An 18,246-nucleotide genomic window follows, 5' to 3' on the forward strand; every position below is an offset into this window, starting at 1 on the left:
CAGGCTGCGGGCATGGCGATCGACCGTCGGCCCTTGCAGCACCAGTCCCGCTACCGCCTGCGGATATTTCACCGCCAGCGCCGCCAGAATCTGACAGCCAAACGAGTTACCCACCCAGATGGCGCGCTGAAAACCGTTGTGCTGCAACCACAGCCACAACGCGTCCGCCAGCTGATCCACCGACATCACCGGCGCTGAAGCAGGCAGCGCACTGGCACCGAAACCCGGCAGGTCAGGCACCAGCACATGGTAATCGCGGCTCAATGCCAGCGCCAGCGGCTCCATTGCCCGGCCGGACAGCACCAGGCCGTGAATCAGCACCACCGGCAGCCCCTGATTTTCATTTGGCGTGACGCGGGTAAACATCCGCCAGTCGCCAATCTGCTGATAATAACCGGCCAGCCCGGCATGATGGCTGCGTGGCGAGACGGGCGGCGTCTGTTTCAGCTGCTGCCAGCGTTTCATGCCCCACAGTGTGGCCGCCACACCTAACCCAACGCCTGCCACGATAGCCGCCTGTTTTCGTCGATGTTTCTGGATCATCCGCTGCTCCTGTTTCGGGGGGATAACTCAGTGTAGGACGGGATCAGGCAGCAGGCGGGTTATCCGGTTAACGGTGTGACAAATTGCGCTTCGAGGTAAGCCGGTTACGCAATAACATTGCGCAGACGTCCAATCTTCTCAATCTCTACTTCAACCACGTCGCCGGTGAACATAAACAGCGGCGGCGTGCGTTTCTTACCGACGCCGCCCGGCGAACCGGTGATGATCACATCGCCCGGCGACAGCGGGCTGAAGGCCGAAATATATTCAATAATTTTTGCCACCGGATGCACCATGCTGCCGGTGGTATCGTTCTGCACTTCCCGCCCGTTCAGCCAGGTTTTGATCGCCAGCTGCTGCGGATCGGGGATGGCATCTGCGGTGGTCATCCAGGGTCCGAATCCGCCGGTCTGCGGCCAGTTTTTACCGGCAGTAAACCAGGTAAACTGCATGTCGCGCACGGTTGCATCCATAAAGCAGCTGTAACCCGCCACCACCGCCAGCGCATCGGCGGCGCTGACCTGATGTGCCGCCTTGCCGATGATCACCGCCAGCTCGCCTTCAAAGTCGAACTCCTGCGTGGTAACCGGTTTTTGCAGCGGCCGATCGTGTCCGGTGAGCGAGTCGGCGAAGCGCACAAACAGCGTCGGCGCATCCAGCGTTTCGGCGAACTCCTTCCGTTTATCGGCGTAGTTCATTCCGACACAAAACACCTTGCCTGGATTCTCAATCACCGGCAGAAAATGGATCGCGCTGAACGGATAATCGACCGGCATGGTGCGGAACGCCGCAAGATCGGCCAGCGATGAACGGGTGAGAAAGCTTTTGAGATCGGGGCAGGCGGCACCGAACCGCATCCCCAGATCGATCACGCCGTGCTCCAGCACGATACCAAAACTTTTTTTATCCTGGTCTGGAAGAGAAAAACTGCAAAGCTGCATTGCTGCCTCGTTGTAATGGCGTTTTTTCAGAATTTACTGAGCAAAGAGGCGCGCAGGGTAACAAATGTCGTCAGCAAAAGCGTATACCGTTCTGCTCATCGGATCTGCTGCGAATAATTTAGCGGCGTGATAAGCGTCTGGACAAACATCAGAAAGGGTTTCAGGCCCCTCTCCTTCAGTCATCTGTGTTATTGGGAAAGGGAGGCAGCGACAAGGTGAGGTATCAGATCTTAGCGGGAGTCTGAACAGAAGAAAAAGTGATAATCATCGGTCGATCCCTGACCGCGATTATCGAGGGTTGCTTGCGGGGTGCGGTTTAGTACATGGCACCCGGCGGTACGTGTTTGAAGGTCTCGACGTAAGCGCGGAACACGTAATTAAAAATGCGTTTCATGTGTCACCTGGTTCAAATTTAGTTGAAGAAATATCGTAAAAGTATAACTTCAGCGCGTTTTATCAGCAATAAATTTTGAACCAGATCACAAAATTGCGCTTTTTATGCGCAAAAACCCGTCAGGCGCTGTAGCCGAGGTGTTGCAGCAAAATGGTGGAACCGACGGCAATCAATACCAGTCCGCCCAGCACTTCCGCCCATTTCCCCAGCACCGGACCAATAAAGCGGCCCACCAGCACGCCGGTCGTTGCCATCACGGTGGTGGCTGCGCCAATAGTCAGTGCGGTAGTAATAATGTTGACCTGTAAAAACGCCAGACCGACGCCGACTGCCAGTGCATCAAGCTGGTCGCCACGGCGGTGGTGGCCAGTACCATAAAGCCATGACTCTGCGGCGCTTCACAGGGTTCGGTTACCGCAGTCTGACGGAAGCCTTCCATCATCATTCGGCCACCTAAAAACGCCAGCAGAATAAAGGCCACCCAGTGGTCCCACGCCATGATGTAACGACTGGCGGCCAGGCCAAGCGCCCAGCCAATCAGCGGTGTTAAGGCTTCAATCGAGCCAAAAATCAGACCGGTGCGCAGCGCTTCTTTAAAACCAGGACGATGCAACGTGGCACCTTTGCCCAGTGCAGCAGCAAACGCGTCCATTGACATACCCAGTGCAAGAATTAAGGTGGCAATAAAGGTCATGATTTATTCACCTGGGGCAAAAAAGCGGCAATTCACGCTGTATTCACCACACAAAGTGTTCAGTAATGAAAAAGTGCGCGCAGTCTACCATGCAACCGCAAAGATAAAAAGACAGTAAAATCAGGGATTTAAGTATAGCAAAGGCTATAACTTTTATCATTCGCTATGTTTCGCGCTAAGTCGATGGTGGCAAAGCATTTTCTGGTGGTTTTCCTGACGAATAGCGGGCAGGTTTCGCCCGGTCACCGGCATTCCCTGATTGAACCCTGGCGCGGATTGCCGGAAAATGCCGGGCTTGTTATTACCGGATGCCCGTTATGAATAACCCGTTTGAATCGTTGATCGTGCCTGGCGGCATTTTGCTGCTGGGGTTTCTCTCTGCCCTGCTGCTGCCTGCGCCAGCCTTTAGCCTGTCGGTGGCGCAACATCTGTTGCAGACATTCCATCTGCAGGATCTGAGCCAGCTCTACACTGTGGTGTTCTGCATCTGGTTTTTACTGCTGGGCACGGTGGAGTTTTTTGTCATTCGCTTTGTCTGGCGTCGCTGGTTCAGGAGCTGAGTCAGACCCCGGGGTAAGCCGGCTGAACGACGATCATCTTTTGCAGACCTGGCGTGTTTTGCCGCTTGCCGTTAACGACGGCTCACAGGTCTGCTGTGCATTTTACTCTCACAAAAATGTAACATTATTTTTACACTGAGCGTCTGAAACCGCTGCTGCTGAACTTTTAGACTATTCCTTACCTAACAATAACTGCCTTAAATTCAGTGAATTAAATAATTCGTCTTCTTCATGCCCTGTGCGAGCGCTGCACCATAATGGCGCTTTCCTGCAACAACCCATTCAGTTAAACCACTGAGTTATCGACAAAAAATCACTTATACCCTTCGTGCCGCTATGATTAATTCTTATGCTGAATCATTTCTGCATTTAAAAAATAAACAAATGTTTAATTCAGATGCGAGAATGTTATATTCGGATGACAAAGCATAACGTGCAGTTAACCCGTTATCACCGCTTTAACCTATACCTGACTCTTAACCTTTGAGAAATAGCGCAACGCGCTCGAAAGAAGCGTGACTATTTCGCCTGCAAAACTGTTGAGCTTCAGGTCAACAGAAGAGGAGATGTCGCCTCATGTGCAATTCAGCTGTAAACCTTGCGCTCGCGATGAGTGCCATGGCAAAGGACACCACTACCGCGCAGGAGCGCAAAGACGTTGACGTGTTGCTGATTGGCGCGGGCGTGATGAGCGCCACCCTTGGCGCATGGCTGCAGGAATTAGAGCCGGACTGGTCTATCGAAATGGTAGAGCGGCTGGACAGCGTGGCTGAAGAATCATCCAACGGCTGGAACAATGCAGGCACCGGCCATGCCGCGCTGGCTGAGCTGAACTATACGCCACAGCAGGCCGATGGCAGCATCGACATCTCCAAAGCGGTGACGATCAACGAATCCTTTATGATTTCCCGTCAGTTCTGGGCCTCTCAGGTGCAGAAGGGCAATCTGCGCAATCCCAAAAGTTTCATTCACAGCACGCCGCACATGAGCTTTGTCTGGGGCGACGACAATGTCAGCTTCCTGCGCAAACGCTTCCAGGCGCTGCGGAAAAGCACGCTGTTCCGTGGCATGGCCTACTCCGAAGATCCGCAGCAGATAGCGAAGTGGATCCCACTGGTGATGAATGGCCGCGATCGCAGCCAGAAAGTGGCGGCGACCTGGACCGAAATGGGCACCGACGTCAACTTCGGTGAAGTCACGCGTCAGCTGATCGCCTCCTTAGAGAAGAAGGCCAATTTCCGTCTGCGTCTGCGTCAGGAAGTGCGTGAGCTGACGCGCCTGAGCGACGGCCGCTGGCAGGTTACCCTGCAGTGTCTGGCAAACGGTTCCCGCCGCACGCTGATCGCCAGAAATATCTTTATCGGTGCGGGCGGCGCGGCGCTGCCGCTGTTGCAGAAAGCAGGCGTCCCGGAAGCCAATGGCTATGCCGGTTTCCCGGTCGGCGGCTCATTCCTGGTAACGGAAAATCCGCAGGTTGTGGCGCAGCATATGGCCAAGGTTTATGGTAAAGCCAGCGTCGGCGCACCGCCGATGTCGGTGCCGCATGTCGATACCCGCGTGCTGGATGGTAAACAGGTGTTACTGTTTGGGCCGTTTGCCACCTTCTCCACCAAATTCCTCAAGCAGGGTTCACTGCTGGATATGTTCACCTCGCTCAACAGCAGTAACATGCTGCCGATGGTGAAAGTGGGGCTGAAAAGTTTTGATCTGGTGAAATACCTGATGGATCAGGTGCTGCAAAGCGATCGCGATCGAATGGATGCGCTGCGCGCCTATGTGCCGCAGGCGAAGCAGGAAGACTGGCGTTTAGTCACTGCCGGTCAGCGCGTGCAGATCATCAAAAAAGATGAGAAAGAGGGCGCGGTACTGCGGCTGGGTACCGAAGTGGTCGCCTCGCAGGATGGTTCGATCTCAGCGCTGCTGGGTGCTTCGCCAGGTGCTTCAACGGCTGCCCCGATCATGCTGGAACTGCTGCATAAAATCTGTCCTGAGCAGATGGCCTCGCCAGAATGGCAGAATAAAATCCGGACCGTTATCCCTTCCTGGGGACGCAAGCTGAATGGCGACGTGGCGCTGACCGAGAAAGTGTTAGCCGAAACCAGCCGTATTCTGCAGCTTGATTACACGCCGGTGACGCCAATGGCGGCCAACGATGAAGGACGTGAAACCGCCTTTGTTGTTGGCAAGTAATTTCCTCTCTGCTTAATCAGGGCCCCGCACTGCGGGGCCTTTTTGTTTGCCACTGGCCTGGTTGACTGCCCTATTCTCTATTAGGGTTAAAAGATCGTTTAGCTGAACTTTCAGAAGGAAACGGCATGTCCCAACCCAACCTTGCACCGGAATTTGAACTGCTTGACCGCTACTGGCGCGCGGCTAACTACCTGTCAGTCGGGCAAATTTACCTGATGGACAATCCGCTGCTGCGCGAACCGCTGCAGCCGGAGCACATCAAACCTCGCCTGCTCGGCCACTGGGGTACCACACCAGGGCTGAATTTTATTTATGCGCATCTCAACCGGATTATCCGTCAGCGCGACCTGAATCTGATCTACGTCTGTGGACCGGGCCACGGCGGTCCTGGCATGGTGGCCAACACCTGGCTGGAAGGCAGCTACAGCGAAATTTATCCCCATATCAGCCAGGATGCCGCCGGTATGCAACGGCTGTTTAAGCAGTTTTCCTTTCCGGGCGGCATTCCCAGTCACGCGGCACCGGAAACCCCCGGTTCGATTAATGAAGGCGGCGAACTGGGCTATTCGCTGTCACATGCGTTTGGCGCGGCGTTTGACCATCCCGACCTGATCGTACCGTGCGTGATTGGCGACGGTGAAGCGGAAACCGGGCCGCTGGCCTCCAGCTGGCACGGGATTAAATTCCTCAATCCGGCGCGTGATGGCGCGGTGCTGCCGATTCTGCATCTCAACGGCTATAAGATTGCTAATCCGACTATTCTCGGCCGCAGCAGTGATGAAGACCTGCGCCAGCTGTTCAGCGGCTACGGCTATGAGCCGTTGTTCGTCAGCGGCGATCAACCTGAAAAGATGCATCCGCTGATGGCAGACGCGCTGGATAACGCCTTCAGTAAAATTGCGGCGTTTCAGCGTGAGGCGCGCGCAGGCAACGCCAGCAGCGGCATACCGCGCTGGCCGATGATTATTCTGCGTAGCCCAAAAGGCTGGACCGGTCCGAAAACCGTTGACGGCAAAAAAGTGGAAGGTTTCTGGCGGGCGCATCAGGTCCCGGTGGCCGCCTGCCGCGAGGATGAAGGGCATCGCCAGATTCTCGAAGCCTGGATGCGCAGCTATCAGCCGGAGGATCTGTTTGACGAGCAGGGACGGCTGAAACCGGAACTGCAGGTGCTGGCTCCGCAGGGCGATAAGCGCATGGGTGCCTCTCCGTATGCTAACGGCGGGTTGCTGCGTCGTGAGCTGGATACGCCGGATATCGCTGAATTTGCCTTCGACACCGGCGAGCCCGGATCACAGATGACGCAGGCCACCGAGCAGCTTGGCCGCTACCTGCGGGTACTGTTCGAGCGTAACCAGCATAACTTCCGCCTGTTCGGTCCGGATGAAACCGCCTCCAACCGCCTGACGCCGGTGTTTGACGCCACCAGCCGCACCTGGCTGGAAGCCATTGAACCTTACGATGAGCAGCTGGCGCGTGATGGCCGGGTGATGGAGATCCTCAGCGAGCATCAGTGTCAGGGCTGGCTGGAGGGCTACCTGCTGACCGGCCGTCACGGTCTGTTTAACTGCTATGAAGCCTTCATTCACATCGTCGATTCGATGTTTAACCAGCACGCCAAGTGGCTCAAGGTGACGCGCAAGCTGGGCTGGCGTAAACCGGTCTCTTCACTCAACTATCTGCTCTCTTCGCACGTGTGGCGTCAGGACCACAATGGCTACAGCCATCAGGACCCGGGCTTTATCGATCACGTTGCCAACAAAAAAGCCGATATCGTGCGCATCTACCTGCCGCCCGATGCCAATACGCTGTTATGGGTGGGTGATCACTGCCTGCGTACCTGGGACCGCATCAACGTGATTGTGGCCGGTAAGCAGCCGGCACCGCAGTGGCTGGATATGGCCAGCGCCATTCGCCATTGCGAAGCGGGCATGGGAGAGTGGCGCTGGGCGGGTACCACACCGGACGATGAAGAACCGGATGTGGTTATGGCCTGTGCCGGGGATGTGCCGACCATGGAGACCCTGGCGGCGGTCGATCTGCTGCGCGGCTATTTGCCTGACCTGCGTATCCGGGTGGTCAACGTGGTCGATTTAATGGCGCTGCAAACTCAGGATCAGCATCCGCATGGCAAGTCGGACGAAGAATTTGATGCGCTGTTTACCGGGGATAAGCCGGTCATTTTTGCTTTTCACGGCTATCCGACGCTGGTGCATCGCCTGACCTATCAGCGCAATAATCATCGTAACTTCCATGTGCGCGGCTTCATTGAGGAAGGCACCACCACCACGCCGTTTGATATGACGGTACTGAATGAACTTGACCGTTATCACCTGGCGCAGGAGGCGATTCTGCGCGTGCCGGGGCTGGCCGATGCGCATCCTGAGCTGCTGGACGATCTGCAGGAGCGCATCGCGGAACACCATCGCTACGTGCGGGAGCACGGCGAAGATGTGCCGGAGGTGCAGAACTGGAAATGGCCCTCAGCCACCGCGGCAGGCACACCGGATTAAGCGGCCAGCAGGGCGTCAGTCAGCATCCAGATGGTGGTCGCCACCAGCGACAACGCCATCAGGCTGTTGAACAGCTGACGCTTCCAGGCAATTTGCAGATGGCTGCGCAGGCGATCGCCGAGTGCAGCCCAGATCAAAATGCAGGGCAGGTTCAGCAGCATAAAGCCGATCATCACCGTCAGCACGCCGCTGCTGGCGCTGTACAACAGGGCGACATTGGTGGCCATCAGCCAGGCTTTGGGGTTAATCGCCTGGAAACAGGCGCCGCCCAGCAGCGTCATAGGCTGCGGTTTGCTACGTTCTTCAGGTGCCGCCGCGCGGAAAATCTTCCACGACAGCCATAACAGATAGGCACAGCCTGCCAGCGTCAGCGGCAGGCGAATTGCCGCCATCCAGTGCAGTAATACCTCCAGCGCGACCCCGGCGATCACCGTTTGCAACGCACAGCCCACCAGAATGCCAAACACCATCGGCAGGGTGCGGCGCATGCCGAAATTCACCCCGGAAGTGGCCAGTAACAGGTTATTCGGGCCGGGCGTAATGGACATAACGGTCACGTAACTGAAAAAAGAGGGATCGAGCATGATGGCACTCCTGATAATCAACAGAACTTCATGCTACGGCGAGAAAAAGAATGGTAACAGTGACACAAAATCACTATTGTGATGGTTACAGTTACGATTTACAGAAATTGTACCCATCGAATCCGGAGGCGACTGTGTCCCTTGCTCCTTCTCCCGATCAGCGGCTCTATCAGCAGCTGGCAGACCACTTCGCTGAGGCGATTCATCAGGGCACGCTGAAGCCCGGCAAACGTCTGCCCGCCATCCGGCGCGTGGCGCAATCGCATCAGGTCAGCGTCAATACCGTGCTGAATGCCTGGCAGTTGCTGGAAGATCGCGGCCTGATTGAGGCGCGACCACAGTCGGGCTACTACGTGCGCGGCGTATTGCCAGCGGTCACCCGGCACGATCCGCATAAAGCCAGGGTGCGCGATCCCAGCAGTGAAAAGCTCGACCTGATCGATAAAGTCTTCGCGGCACAAAACCATCCCGACTACATCAATATTTCACTGGCCTGTCCGCAGGATAGTGAGCTGTTTCCTGCGGCGCGTATTGGCCGGATAACCGCTGCGCTGCTGCGTCGTCATCCCAACATGATTGGGCGCTATGCGCTTCCGCCCGGTAGTGAGCGCTTACGAGAGGAGATCGCGCGGCGGGCATTGCATGCCGGACAAACGCTAACCGCCGATGAGATCACCCTGACCCACGGCTGCATGGAGGCGTTGCAGCTGGCGCTGCGGGCGGTGACGCAACCCGGAGACTGCGTCGGGCTGGAATCACCGACCTACTTCTTCCTGTTTCCACTGCTGGCGTCGCTGGGGCTGAAGGCGCTGGAAATCCCGACCGATCCGCAGCATGGCCTGTCGCTGGATGCGCTGGAGATGCTGTTACAGGAGCAGCGTATCAAGGCGCTGATCGCCATGCCGAGCGCCCAGAATCCGCTGGGTTACTGCATGTCGCTGGCCAACAAGAAGCGACTGGCGAAGTTAGTGAATACTTACCACGTTCCGCTGATTGAGGATGGTCTGTATGATGAACTGCAGTTCGACTGGCCGCTCTCTCCAGCGGTTAAGGCGTTTGATCGCGACGGCTGGGTGCTCTACTGCACCAGCTTTACCAAAACCGTGGCACCCGATTTTCGTATCGGCTGGATCGCTGCCGGGCGGTTTCACGACGCCATCGCCCGGTTAAAAGCGGTGTCGTCGATGGCGGAATCGGCCCTGCTGTCAGAAACGCTGGCGGAATTTCTGGCGAACGGCGGCTACGATCACCATCTGCGCACCCTGCGCCGTCGCTATGCTGCCAATCTGGATCAGGCGCGGGGGTTAATCGCCCGCCACTTCCCGCAGGGCACCCGCGCTACGCTGCCACGCGGCGGCTTTGTCTTCTGGGTGGAGTTACCCGGCGACGTGAATACCACCGAGATGTTTGACCGGCTGTTGCAGGAACAGATTTGCGTGACGCCTGGCGCCCTTTACTCGCTCAGCGAACGCTACAATCATGCGTTGCGCCTCTCCTGCTGCTATCCGTTTGACGATCGCTACAGCTGGGCAATCCGGCGCGCTGGCGAGATAGCCTGCGAGTTAGCCGGATTACCGTCTGGCGAGGATCAGGGCGTACCGTTGCGGCCCCAGACGGTGTAGCGTGGCGCTCGGTCAGACGCTCGTAATAGTGGCGCACCGCCGGATAATCGGGATGATCCAGCGGCGTTTCAAACCAGCGGTTGACCGCCAGGCCAATCGGAATGTCCGCCAGGGTGAAGTTGCGCCCGGCGACATAGCGACCGGTCTTTTCCAGCTGCTGATTGAGGATGCTCATGGTATGCGACCACCCTTTGCAGGCCGCCGCCAGCAGACGCGGGTCCTGATGGGCTGGCGAGTGACGCACCAGTGACATAAACGCGTAGCGCCATGAGGTGTTGAGTTCGGTGGACTGCCAGTCCATCCACTGATCGATCGGTGCCCGCGACTGCGGATGGAGCGGGTAGAGCCATTCACCGCCATAGGCGTTAGCCAGATAGCGCAGGATGGCATTGGATTCCCAGATGACCAGCTCGTCATCTTTCAGCACCGGCACCATCGCATTCGGGTTAAGCGCCATAAATTCAGGTGAGTGGGTCGACTGGAAGCCATCGCCCCACTCTTCCCGCAGGTAATCGAGATCCAGCTCGTCGCAGAGCCACAGCACTTTGCGCACGTTGATGGAAGAGGTACGTCCGAGAAGGGTTAACATTCACAGTCTCCAGTGAAATCTTTAACTTATTCATAGCCCTGTTACCTGCTATAAGCAATCATCCGGCAGAGAAAAGGCCATTATGACCACAATAAGCAAGGAGTGACAATGAAGGTTGCGTTTAAGCAAGTCGATGTGTTTACCTCTTCCGCCTTTAACGGCAACCCGCTGGCGGTGATTATGGATGCACAGGGGTTAAGCGACAGCCAGCTGGCGGCCATTGCCCGCTGGACTAACCTGTCGGAAACCACTTTTGTGCTGCCGCCCCAGGATGCGCAGGCCGATTATCGGGTGCGTATTTTTACTGTTGAGGGCGAACTGCCGTTTGCCGGCCATCCGACGCTGGGTACCGCCCATGCGCTGCTGGAAGCGGGCTGGCCAACGCGCACGCCGGGTGAAATTGTGCAGGAGTGTGGCGTCGGTCATGTCCGGGTGAAGATAGGTGCAGACGGCTCGCTGGCGTTTGCGGCCCCGGCGGCCACCCTCACGCCGTGGCAGGATGCGCTGATGAGCAACGCGTTAAACAGCGACGCCTTCGATCTTACCCAAAGCCCGACGGTGGTGGATATGGGGATTCGCTGGCTGCTGGTGCCGATGGTCAGCGCCGACGCGGTGCTGGCGCTTCAGCCCAACGTCAGCGATCTGCAGCGGCTGATTAAACATGCAGGCGTGACGGGTGTGATGCCGTTTGGCCGTTTACCGCAGGGCGAAACGGAGCAGTATGAAGTGCGCGGCTTGCTGGTTGAATATGGCAGCCTGACCGAAGATCCGATCACCGGCAGCGCCAACGCCTGTCTGGCCCGTTACTTCGCGGCGGCCGGTCAGACCACTGATTACCGGGTGCGTCAGGGCACTGTGCTGCAACGCGCGGGTCGGGTGCAGGTTACGTTTGCAGAAGGTGAGATCTGGATTGGGGGCACCACCGTAACAGTGATTGATGGCACTCTTTCGCTGTAATCCGTCAGCGGGCGTTCTGCCCGCTGACGCTGCCTGCGTTTAAATTGCCTGGCCGCCTGACGCTTCGATACGCTGGGCGGTAATCCAGCCGGTTTCCTCACTCAGAATCGCGCTGATGGCATCACCGATGTCATCCGGCAATCCGACCCGACCCAGTGCGGTCAGGCCGGCAATCTGATCGTTAATCTCTTTGGTATCACGCACCCGGCCACCGCCGAAGTCGGTTTCTATCGCACCCGGCGCCAGGATGTTGACGCGAATACGCCGTGCGCCCAGCTCTTTCGCCTGATAACGCGTCAGGACCTCCATCGCCCCTTTCATCGCCGCGTAGGTGCTGGAACCCGGATAGACCAGCCGCGTCAGGCCGCTGGAGATGTTCAGGATGCGCCCGCCATCATTGATCAGTGGTAGCAGCTTCTGCGTCAGGAAATAGGGCCCTTTGAAATGGACATTCACCAGCGCGTCAAATTCCTGTTCCGTGGTGTCGGTGAAGGGTTTGTAATGACCATGTCCGGCGTTGTTCACTAAATAGTCAAAACGTTCACACTGCCAGTGCTGCTGCAGTACCTGACGAACCTGCGCGACAAAGGCGTCAAACTGACCCGTTTCACCGACATCCAGCGCCAGCGCCACTGCGCGGGCACCCAGCGCTTCAATCTCTTTCACCACCGACTGCGCCTCGTCAGCGTGACTGCGATAAGTCAGAATGATATCTGTGCCTCTGGCAGCCAGTTTCAGCGCACCATTGCGGCCTAAACCGCGGTTAGCGCCGGTAATTAACGCAATTTTTTGATTCATGTTGCACACCTGTTGGAAAATTGAACAGGGTTTAAAGATATTCCTGAATAATTGATCTATAAACAGATCGAAACAGAGATCACTGTTTCAATAACAACAACAATCGGTGTACAACATGGATAAAATTCACGCAATGCAGGTTTTTGTTCGGGTTGCCGAAATGGGCAGTTTCACCCGCGCTGCAGAGAGTTTAGGCTTGCCGAAGGGCAGCGTGTCACGGCAGATTCAGGCGCTGGAAAATCAGATGGCGACCCGGCTTCTGCATCGTACCACCCGTCGGGTCCAGCTGACGCAGGATGGACTGGTCTATTACGATCGCTGTCTCGATTTGCTGTCGATGATTGACGATATGGACAGCCTGTTTCAGCACGATCCCGCCACGCTCAGCGGAAAACTGCGGGTCGATATGTCGGTAGCGATGGCAACCGGCTTTATCCTGCCGCGGCTGCCGGAGTTCCTGCAGCACTATCCGGGCGTGGAGATTGAGCTGAGCAGCAGCGATCGTCAGGTCGATGTGATCCGTGAAGGATTTGACTGCGTCATCCGGGTCGGCGAGCTCAAAGATTCAGGCTTAATCGCGCGGAAAATTGGCACCTACTCCTTGATCAACTGCGCCAGTCCTGGCTACCTTTCGCGCTTTGGCAGGCCAATCCGGCTGGAGGAGCTGTCACAGCATGCGATGGTGCACTATAGCCAGCAGCTGGGTCAGCCGTCGCCGGGGTTTGAATATTTTGACGGCAGACAGTGCCACTATGTGCATACCGGCGGCGTGGTGACGGTGAACAGCACTGAGACCTATCGCGCCGCCTGTCTGGCCGGGTTAGGCATTATTCAGGTGCCGGCCATCGGTATCCAGAAACTGCTGGAAAGCGGTGAACTGGTGGAAGTGCTGCACCACTTTCCCGCCCGGCCGATGCCGATCCATCTGCTCTATCCGCATCGGCGCAATGTCGCCCGGCGGGTACGGGTATTTATGGAGTGGCTGAGTCAGGTGCTTCAGGAGTACGTCACCTGAGCGGCTATACTTTGATTTTAATGATAAACAGGACAGTGAAGGTCTATGACAGACAAGCAGGAAAATCCACAGGATACGCAGCCGCCGAAGCCGCTGATCGATATTAAAACCGGCAACCATTCTGTTGACCAATCGATTGTGAAGGTTTCGCGCTTTGCTGCCTGGTTTCAGGCGATACCGGCGGTGGCGCATTTTATCCGCGCACTCGACCGTTTTAACGATCGGCTCGGCAGTCAGTTTGGTGCAGCGATTACCTATTTCTCCTTTTTATCGCTAATTCCGATCCTGATGGTGTCGTTTGCCGCCGTGGGTTTTGTGCTGGCATCGAATCAGGATCTGCTGACCGATATCATCAACAAAATCGTCAGCAGTATCAGCGATCCGACGCTGGCGACGACCCTGAAAAATACCGTCAATACGGCGATTCAGCAGCGCGCCACCGTGGGGATCACCGGGTTATTGCTGGCGCTCTATTCCGGTCTTAACTGGATGGGTAATCTGCGGGAAGCGATTCGTGCCCAGTCGCGCGACGTGTGGGAACGCAAGCCGGACGATAAAGAGAAAATCTGGAAACGCTATATCCGCGATTTCCTGTCGCTGACCGGCCTGATGCTGGCGCTGGTGATCACGCTGTCGCTGACCTCGGTAGCCGGTTCGGCACAGGCGATGATTGTCAGCGCGCTGGGACTGGATGGTATCGACTGGCTGCGTCCGGCGATGACCATCATCGCCACCTCCATTTCAGTGCTGGCTAATTACCTGCTGTTCCTGTGGATTTTCTGGATCCTGCCGCGTCATAAACCGCGCAAGAAAGCGCTGTTCCGCGGCACGCTGCTGGCAGCGATTGGTTTTGAAGTGATTAAGTTTGTCATGACGCTGACGCTGCCAAAGCTGGCGACCTCCCCGTCTGGCGCAGCGTTTGGATCTGTGCTTGGCCTGATGGCGTTCTTCTATTTCTTCGCCCGTCTGACGCTGTTCTGCGCTGCCTGGATCGCTACCGCCAAATACAAAGACGATCCGCAGATGCCACAGGCGGGTCGCTCTTCCCATCCGCAGTGATACCCAGCGATTAATAACAGCGGAAAATATCACCCCGAGGCTATTTTTTATCCATATAACAGGATGAATAGCTGAGGGGTCACTTTTATTTAGCCCTTTCTCAGAGTATCCCGCCAGATTTAGCCCGGTTTACCCTGCCATCCGCCGACATTCGGCGGACCTCAGAAATTATCCTCTTTTTGCCCGCCGAAGCCAGTAACGACGCGGGTTTCATCATTGAATGACGCCAGGCAGGTGCGTAAGATTCTTTATCTGTATTTACAAATAAGAAACAGTTATGCAAGCCTCCATCTCAGAAACACTCGACAAACAGCAGGACCCCACGCCGGTTAACTCACGCAGCAAAGTGGTGATTGCCTCGCTGGTCGGCACGGCCATCGAGTTCTTCGATTTTTATATCTATGCCACGGCCGCGGTGATCGTTTTCCCGCACATCTTCTTCCCGCAGGGTGATGCCACCGTCGCCACGCTACAGTCACTGGCGACCTTTGCCATCGCGTTTATTGCGCGTCCGATTGGTTCGGCGGTGTTTGGTCACTTTGGCGATCGCATTGGCCGCAAAGCGACGCTGGTCGCCTCGCTGCTGACCATGGGGATCTCTACCGTGGTGATTGGCCTGCTGCCGGGTTATGAAACCATCGGCGTGCTGGCCCCGTTGCTGCTGGCGCTGGCCCGTTTTGGTCAGGGTCTGGGACTCGGTGGAGAATGGGGCGGCGCGGCGCTGCTGGCGACCGAAAATGCCCCGGCGAAGAAACGTGCGCTGTATGGGTCGTTCCCCCAGCTTGGCGCACCGATTGGTTTCTTCTTTGCTAACGGCACTTTTCTGCTGCTGTCATGGCTGCTGACCGATGAGCAGTTCATGCAGTGGGGCTGGCGTGTGCCGTTTATTCTCTCTGCAGTGCTGGTGCTGATTGGCCTCTATGTGCGCGTGTCGCTGCATGAAAGCCCGGTGTTTGCCAAAGTGCAGAAAGAGAAAAAGCAGGTTCGGGTACCGATTGCGGCGCTGCTGAGCAAGCACCTGACCGCCACCATTCTTGGCACCTTTATCATGCTGGCGACCTATACCCTGTTTTATATCATGACCGTCTACTCGATGAGTTATGGCACCACGCCTGCGCCCGCCGGGCTGGGCATTCCGCGTAACAGTATGCTGTGGATGCTGATGTTAGCGGTGATTGGCTTTGGTGTGATGGTGCCGATTGCTGGCCTGCTGGCTGACCGCTTTGGTCGTCGTAAAACGATGATCACCATTACGCTGATGATTATTGCGTTTTCGTTCCTGTTCCCGACGCTGCTGGGATCGGGTTCACAGGCGCTGGTGATGAGCTTCCTGCTGCTGGGCCTGAGCATTATGGGCCTGACGTTTGGCCCGATGGGTGCGCTGCTGCCGGAGCTGTTCCCGACCGAAGTGCGTTATACCGGCGCATCGTTCTCCTATAACCTGTCGTCAATTCTCGGTGCCTCTGTCGCGCCTTATATCGCCACCTGGCTGAATGCTAATTACGGTTTGCAGGCGGTAGGCCTCTATCTGGCCTCGATGGCGGTATTGACGCTGATTGCGTTGATCGCCTGCAAAGAGACGCGCAACCAGACGCTGTATGACGTTTAATCCGGTTGGATGAAGGTCAGTAAAAACCCGGCAGCCGCCGGGTTTTTTTATGGAGCAGGCTCACTGAGTACAACGGCTCTGAAAGGCTAAAAAGCATCGCCTTGTGGTCAGGCGACAGGCTCAGGGAGCATACGCCTTTCGCAAAGACGCAAAAGACGCCATCCATGACATGCTCAGCGCGGGTCATTACGCACCTCATCCCTGAGGTGCGCCCGTAAACGGGCCAACGCTTTGCGTTGTTCAAAAACGCTCCCGGCGTTTTTGTCCATGGCCCGCGGTGCTTTGCTACAGGTGTATGCTCCCATCGCTTTAAGTGGGTTAGCTGTCTGTTTGAAAAAGCTGAACCACGCTGAAAGGCGTATTGATATTGGCAGCAATGAAGGAGCTTAAGGGCACTGGCAACACGGTCAGAAGAGGAAAGCGTCCCGCGCCTGGGACAAAAACGCCGGGAGCGTTTTGAACAACGCAAAGCGTTGGCCCGGCTACGGGCGCACCTCAGTGATGAGGTGCGTAATCGCGTGGGCCGGGCATGCCAGGAATGGCGGGTTTTGCGTCTTTCCGATCTGACCGTGTTGCCTGTACACGCCTGGGTTTTACAGCAATGCAGGCAATGTTCACCAACAAAAAACCCCGGCAAGCCGGGGTTTGTTTTGCTGAAAATCGTGAGGGGAAGATTAACCCGCGACAGCGATACGCTTCATGTCGGTCATGTAGCCGCGCAGTTTGCGGCCTACGGCTTCAATCGGATGCTGACGAACGGCTTCGTTGACGTCACGCAGTTGCGCGTTATCCACCTGCGTGCCTTCAACCGCTTTACCCAGATCGCCCGGCTGCAGCGTAGTCATGAACTCTTTCAGCAGCGGCACCGCGGCGAAGGAGAACAGGTAGTTACCGTATTCGGCGGTATCAGAGATCACCACGTTCATCTCATACAGGCGCTTACGGGCGATGGTGTTGGCGATCAGCGGCAGCTCATGCAGTGATTCATAGTAAGCTGACTCTTCAATGATGCCGGCATCGACCATGGTTTCAAACGCCAGCTCAACGCCCGCTTTAACCATCGCCACCATCACCACACCTTTGTCGTAGTACTCCTGCTCTTCGATTTTGCCTTCATACTGTGAGGCGGTTTCGAATGCGGTCTGGCCGGTCTCTTCACGCCAGGTCAGCAGGTTTTTATCGTCGTTGGCCCAGTCAGCCATCATGCCGGAAGAGAATTCGCCGGAAATGATGTCATCCATGTGCTTCTGGAACAGCGGGGCCATGATGGTTTTCAGCTGCTCTGACAGCGCATAAGCGCGCAGTTTGGCCGGGTTAGAGAGGCGATCCATCATCAGGGTGATGCCACCAAATTTCAGTGACTCGGTGATGGTTTCCCAGCCGAACTGGATCAGTTTTTCTGCGTAAGCCGGGTCAGTACCTTCAGCCACCAGCTTGTCGAAGCAGAGCAGTGAACCCGCCTGCAACATGCCGCACAGGATGGTCTGCTCGCCCATCAGGTCAGATTTCACTTCTGCCACGAAGGATGATTCCAGTACGCCAGCACGATCACCGCCGGTCGCTGCGGCCCAGGCTTTGGCAATCGCCATGCCTTCGCCTTTTGGATCGTTTTCCGGGTGAACCGCGATCAGCGTTGGCACGCCGAAACCACGTTTGTACTCTTCACGCACTTCGGTACCCGGGCACTTTGGTGCCACCATCACGACAGTGATGTCTTTACGGATGGTTTCGCCCACTTCCACGATGTTGAAACCGTGGGAGTAACCCAGCGCGGCACCCTCTTTCATCAGAGGCTGAACCGCCTGAACCACTGCAGAGTGCTGCTTGTCCGGCGTCAGGTTTACCACCAAATCCGCCTGCGGGATCAGCTCTTCGTAGGTTCCTACTTTGAAACCGTTATCGGTCGCTTTGCGCCATGAAGGACGTTTCTCCGCAATCGCTTCGGCACGCAGTGCATAGGCGACATCCAGACCGGAATCACGCATGTTCAGACCCTGATTCAGGCCCTGCGCGCCACAGCCAACGATAACGACTTTTTTGCCTTTCAGAAAGCTGGCGCCATCGGCGAATTCATCGCGCGCCATAAAACGGCATTTACCTAATTGCGCTAACTGGTTGCGCAAGTTCAATGTGTTGAAATAGTTAGCCATGGGTACTCCAGTGAGGTTGTGTTTGCTTTTA

At 56.4% G+C, this 18,246-nt stretch carries 14 protein-coding genes and 2 pseudogenes; 8 read left to right on the forward strand and 8 right to left on the reverse strand.

Annotated elements, in window-relative coordinates:
• From HA41_RS15985 to mntP, 4 genes and pseudogenes are all read right to left on the reverse strand, one after another.
• Positions 1 to 543 (reverse strand): alpha/beta fold hydrolase (locus HA41_RS15985; protein WP_143807348.1); only part of this gene is annotated, 543 nt, incomplete at its 3' end.
• A 104-nt stretch (positions 544 to 647) separates the two neighbouring features.
• Entirely contained in the window at positions 648 to 1,484 is an 837-nt protein-coding gene (locus tag HA41_RS15990) for a fumarylacetoacetate hydrolase family protein (protein WP_094121614.1), read from the reverse strand.
• Between the two features lie 316 nt (positions 1,485 to 1,800).
• Positions 1,801 to 1,878 (reverse strand): stress response protein AzuC, encoded by a 78-nt coding sequence (gene azuC, locus HA41_RS21725; RefSeq protein ID WP_122983632.1) that lies wholly within the window; start codon positions 1,876 to 1,878, stop codon positions 1,801 to 1,803.
• A gap of 119 nt (positions 1,879 to 1,997) precedes the next feature.
• A pseudogene (gene mntP / locus HA41_RS15995) lies at positions 1,998 to 2,572 on the reverse strand (manganese efflux pump MntP).
• Positions 2,573 to 2,889: 317 nt separating this feature from the next.
• Between mntP and HA41_RS16000 the strand changes: the two are divergent.
• The 3 genes from HA41_RS16000 (at position 2,890) to HA41_RS16010 (ending at position 7,832) form a co-directional block, all read left to right on the forward strand.
• Positions 2,890 to 3,132, forward strand: coding sequence for a DUF1158 domain-containing protein (locus HA41_RS16000; protein WP_094121615.1), 243 nt, complete (start codon positions 2,890 to 2,892; stop codon positions 3,130 to 3,132).
• A 576-nt stretch (positions 3,133 to 3,708) separates the two neighbouring features.
• Complete coding sequence (gene mqo, locus HA41_RS16005; RefSeq protein WP_094121616.1) at positions 3,709 to 5,322, forward strand: malate dehydrogenase (quinone); 1,614 nt, start codon at positions 3,709 to 3,711, stop codon at positions 5,320 to 5,322.
• 125 nt (positions 5,323 to 5,447) lie between these two features.
• Positions 5,448 to 7,832, forward strand: a complete 2,385-nt coding sequence (locus tag HA41_RS16010; protein ID WP_094121617.1) for a phosphoketolase family protein — start codon at positions 5,448 to 5,450, stop codon at positions 7,830 to 7,832.
• On the opposite strand, the gene HA41_RS16015 is transcribed toward HA41_RS16010, so the two are convergent.
• Positions 7,829 to 8,416, reverse strand: coding sequence for a LysE family translocator (locus HA41_RS16015; RefSeq protein WP_094121618.1), 588 nt, complete (start codon positions 8,414 to 8,416; stop codon positions 7,829 to 7,831). The two genes, HA41_RS16010 and HA41_RS16015, sit on opposite strands and share 4 nt — an antisense overlap.
• 134 nt (positions 8,417 to 8,550) lie before the next feature.
• On the opposite strand from HA41_RS16015, the gene HA41_RS16020 reads away from it, so the two are divergent.
• On the forward strand, positions 8,551 to 10,038 hold the full coding sequence (locus HA41_RS16020; protein ID WP_094121619.1) for an aminotransferase-like domain-containing protein: 1,488 nt from the start codon (positions 8,551 to 8,553) through the stop codon (positions 10,036 to 10,038).
• Here HA41_RS16020 and HA41_RS16025 read toward each other — a convergent pair.
• Positions 10,005 to 10,627: pseudogene (locus tag HA41_RS16025) on the reverse strand (glutathione S-transferase family protein). The gene HA41_RS16020 and the pseudogene HA41_RS16025 sit on opposite strands and share 34 nt — an antisense overlap.
• Before the next feature lie 108 nt (positions 10,628 to 10,735).
• Between HA41_RS16025 and HA41_RS16030 the strand changes: the two are divergent.
• Positions 10,736 to 11,584, forward strand: coding sequence for a PhzF family phenazine biosynthesis protein (locus HA41_RS16030; RefSeq protein WP_094121620.1), 849 nt, complete (start codon positions 10,736 to 10,738; stop codon positions 11,582 to 11,584).
• 39 nt (positions 11,585 to 11,623) lie between these two features.
• Here HA41_RS16030 and HA41_RS16035 read toward each other — a convergent pair whose 3' ends face one another.
• Positions 11,624 to 12,382, reverse strand: coding sequence for an SDR family NAD(P)-dependent oxidoreductase (locus HA41_RS16035; RefSeq protein ID WP_094121621.1), 759 nt, complete (start codon positions 12,380 to 12,382; stop codon positions 11,624 to 11,626).
• 115 nt (positions 12,383 to 12,497) lie between these two features.
• Here HA41_RS16035 and HA41_RS16040 point away from each other — a divergent pair, with 115 nt between their 5' ends.
• The 3 genes from HA41_RS16040 to HA41_RS16050 all read left to right on the forward strand — a co-directional run bounded on the left by HA41_RS16040 (position 12,498) and on the right by HA41_RS16050 (position 16,065).
• Complete coding sequence (locus tag HA41_RS16040; RefSeq protein ID WP_094121622.1) at positions 12,498 to 13,397, forward strand: LysR family transcriptional regulator; 900 nt, start codon at positions 12,498 to 12,500, stop codon at positions 13,395 to 13,397.
• A 45-nt stretch (positions 13,398 to 13,442) separates the two neighbouring features.
• Positions 13,443 to 14,456: an inner membrane protein YhjD gene (gene yhjD, locus HA41_RS16045; protein ID WP_094121623.1), complete on the forward strand. Its 1,014-nt coding sequence runs from the start codon at positions 13,443 to 13,445 to the stop codon at positions 14,454 to 14,456.
• Positions 14,457 to 14,733: 277 nt separating this feature from the next.
• Positions 14,734 to 16,065 (forward strand): MFS transporter, encoded by a 1,332-nt coding sequence (locus tag HA41_RS16050; protein ID WP_094121624.1) that lies wholly within the window; start codon positions 14,734 to 14,736, stop codon positions 16,063 to 16,065.
• A 674-nt stretch (positions 16,066 to 16,739) separates the two neighbouring features.
• On the opposite strand, the gene ilvC is transcribed toward HA41_RS16050, so the two are convergent.
• On the reverse strand, positions 16,740 to 18,215 hold the full coding sequence (gene ilvC / locus HA41_RS16055; RefSeq protein WP_094121632.1) for a ketol-acid reductoisomerase: 1,476 nt from the start codon (positions 18,213 to 18,215) through the stop codon (positions 16,740 to 16,742).
• Between the last annotated feature and the right edge of the window lie 31 nt (positions 18,216 to 18,246).

The sequence above is a fragment of the Pantoea conspicua genome (assembly GCF_002095315.1).
Taxonomy (GTDB): Bacteria; Pseudomonadota; Gammaproteobacteria; order Enterobacterales; family Enterobacteriaceae; genus Pantoea; species Pantoea conspicua.

What these genes read in the sequence shown, in the direction of transcription:
- mqo (WP_094121616.1), top strand. Translation starts at nt 3,709, where the DNA reads ATGTGCAATTCAGCTGTAAACCTTGCGCTCGCGATGAGTGCCATGGCA.
- HA41_RS16035 (WP_094121621.1), bottom strand. Translation starts at nt 12,382, where the DNA reads ATGAATCAAAAAATTGCGTTAATTACCGGCGCTAACCGCGGTTTAGGC.
- ilvC (WP_094121632.1), bottom strand. Translation starts at nt 18,215, where the DNA reads ATGGCTAACTATTTCAACACATTGAACTTGCGCAACCAGTTAGCGCAA.
- HA41_RS16050 (WP_094121624.1), top strand. Translation starts at nt 14,734, where the DNA reads ATGCAAGCCTCCATCTCAGAAACACTCGACAAACAGCAGGACCCCACG.
- HA41_RS16010 (WP_094121617.1), top strand. Translation starts at nt 5,448, where the DNA reads ATGTCCCAACCCAACCTTGCACCGGAATTTGAACTGCTTGACCGCTAC.
- HA41_RS16030 (WP_094121620.1), top strand. Translation starts at nt 10,736, where the DNA reads ATGAAGGTTGCGTTTAAGCAAGTCGATGTGTTTACCTCTTCCGCCTTT.
- HA41_RS15990 (WP_094121614.1), bottom strand. Translation starts at nt 1,484, where the DNA reads ATGCAGCTTTGCAGTTTTTCTCTTCCAGACCAGGATAAAAAAAGTTTT.
- HA41_RS16015 (WP_094121618.1), bottom strand. Translation starts at nt 8,416, where the DNA reads ATGCTCGATCCCTCTTTTTTCAGTTACGTGACCGTTATGTCCATTACG.
- HA41_RS16000 (WP_094121615.1), top strand. Translation starts at nt 2,890, where the DNA reads ATGAATAACCCGTTTGAATCGTTGATCGTGCCTGGCGGCATTTTGCTG.
- HA41_RS16040 (WP_094121622.1), top strand. Translation starts at nt 12,498, where the DNA reads ATGGATAAAATTCACGCAATGCAGGTTTTTGTTCGGGTTGCCGAAATG.
- azuC (WP_122983632.1), bottom strand. Translation starts at nt 1,878, where the DNA reads ATGAAACGCATTTTTAATTACGTGTTCCGCGCTTACGTCGAGACCTTC.
- yhjD (WP_094121623.1), top strand. Translation starts at nt 13,443, where the DNA reads ATGACAGACAAGCAGGAAAATCCACAGGATACGCAGCCGCCGAAGCCG.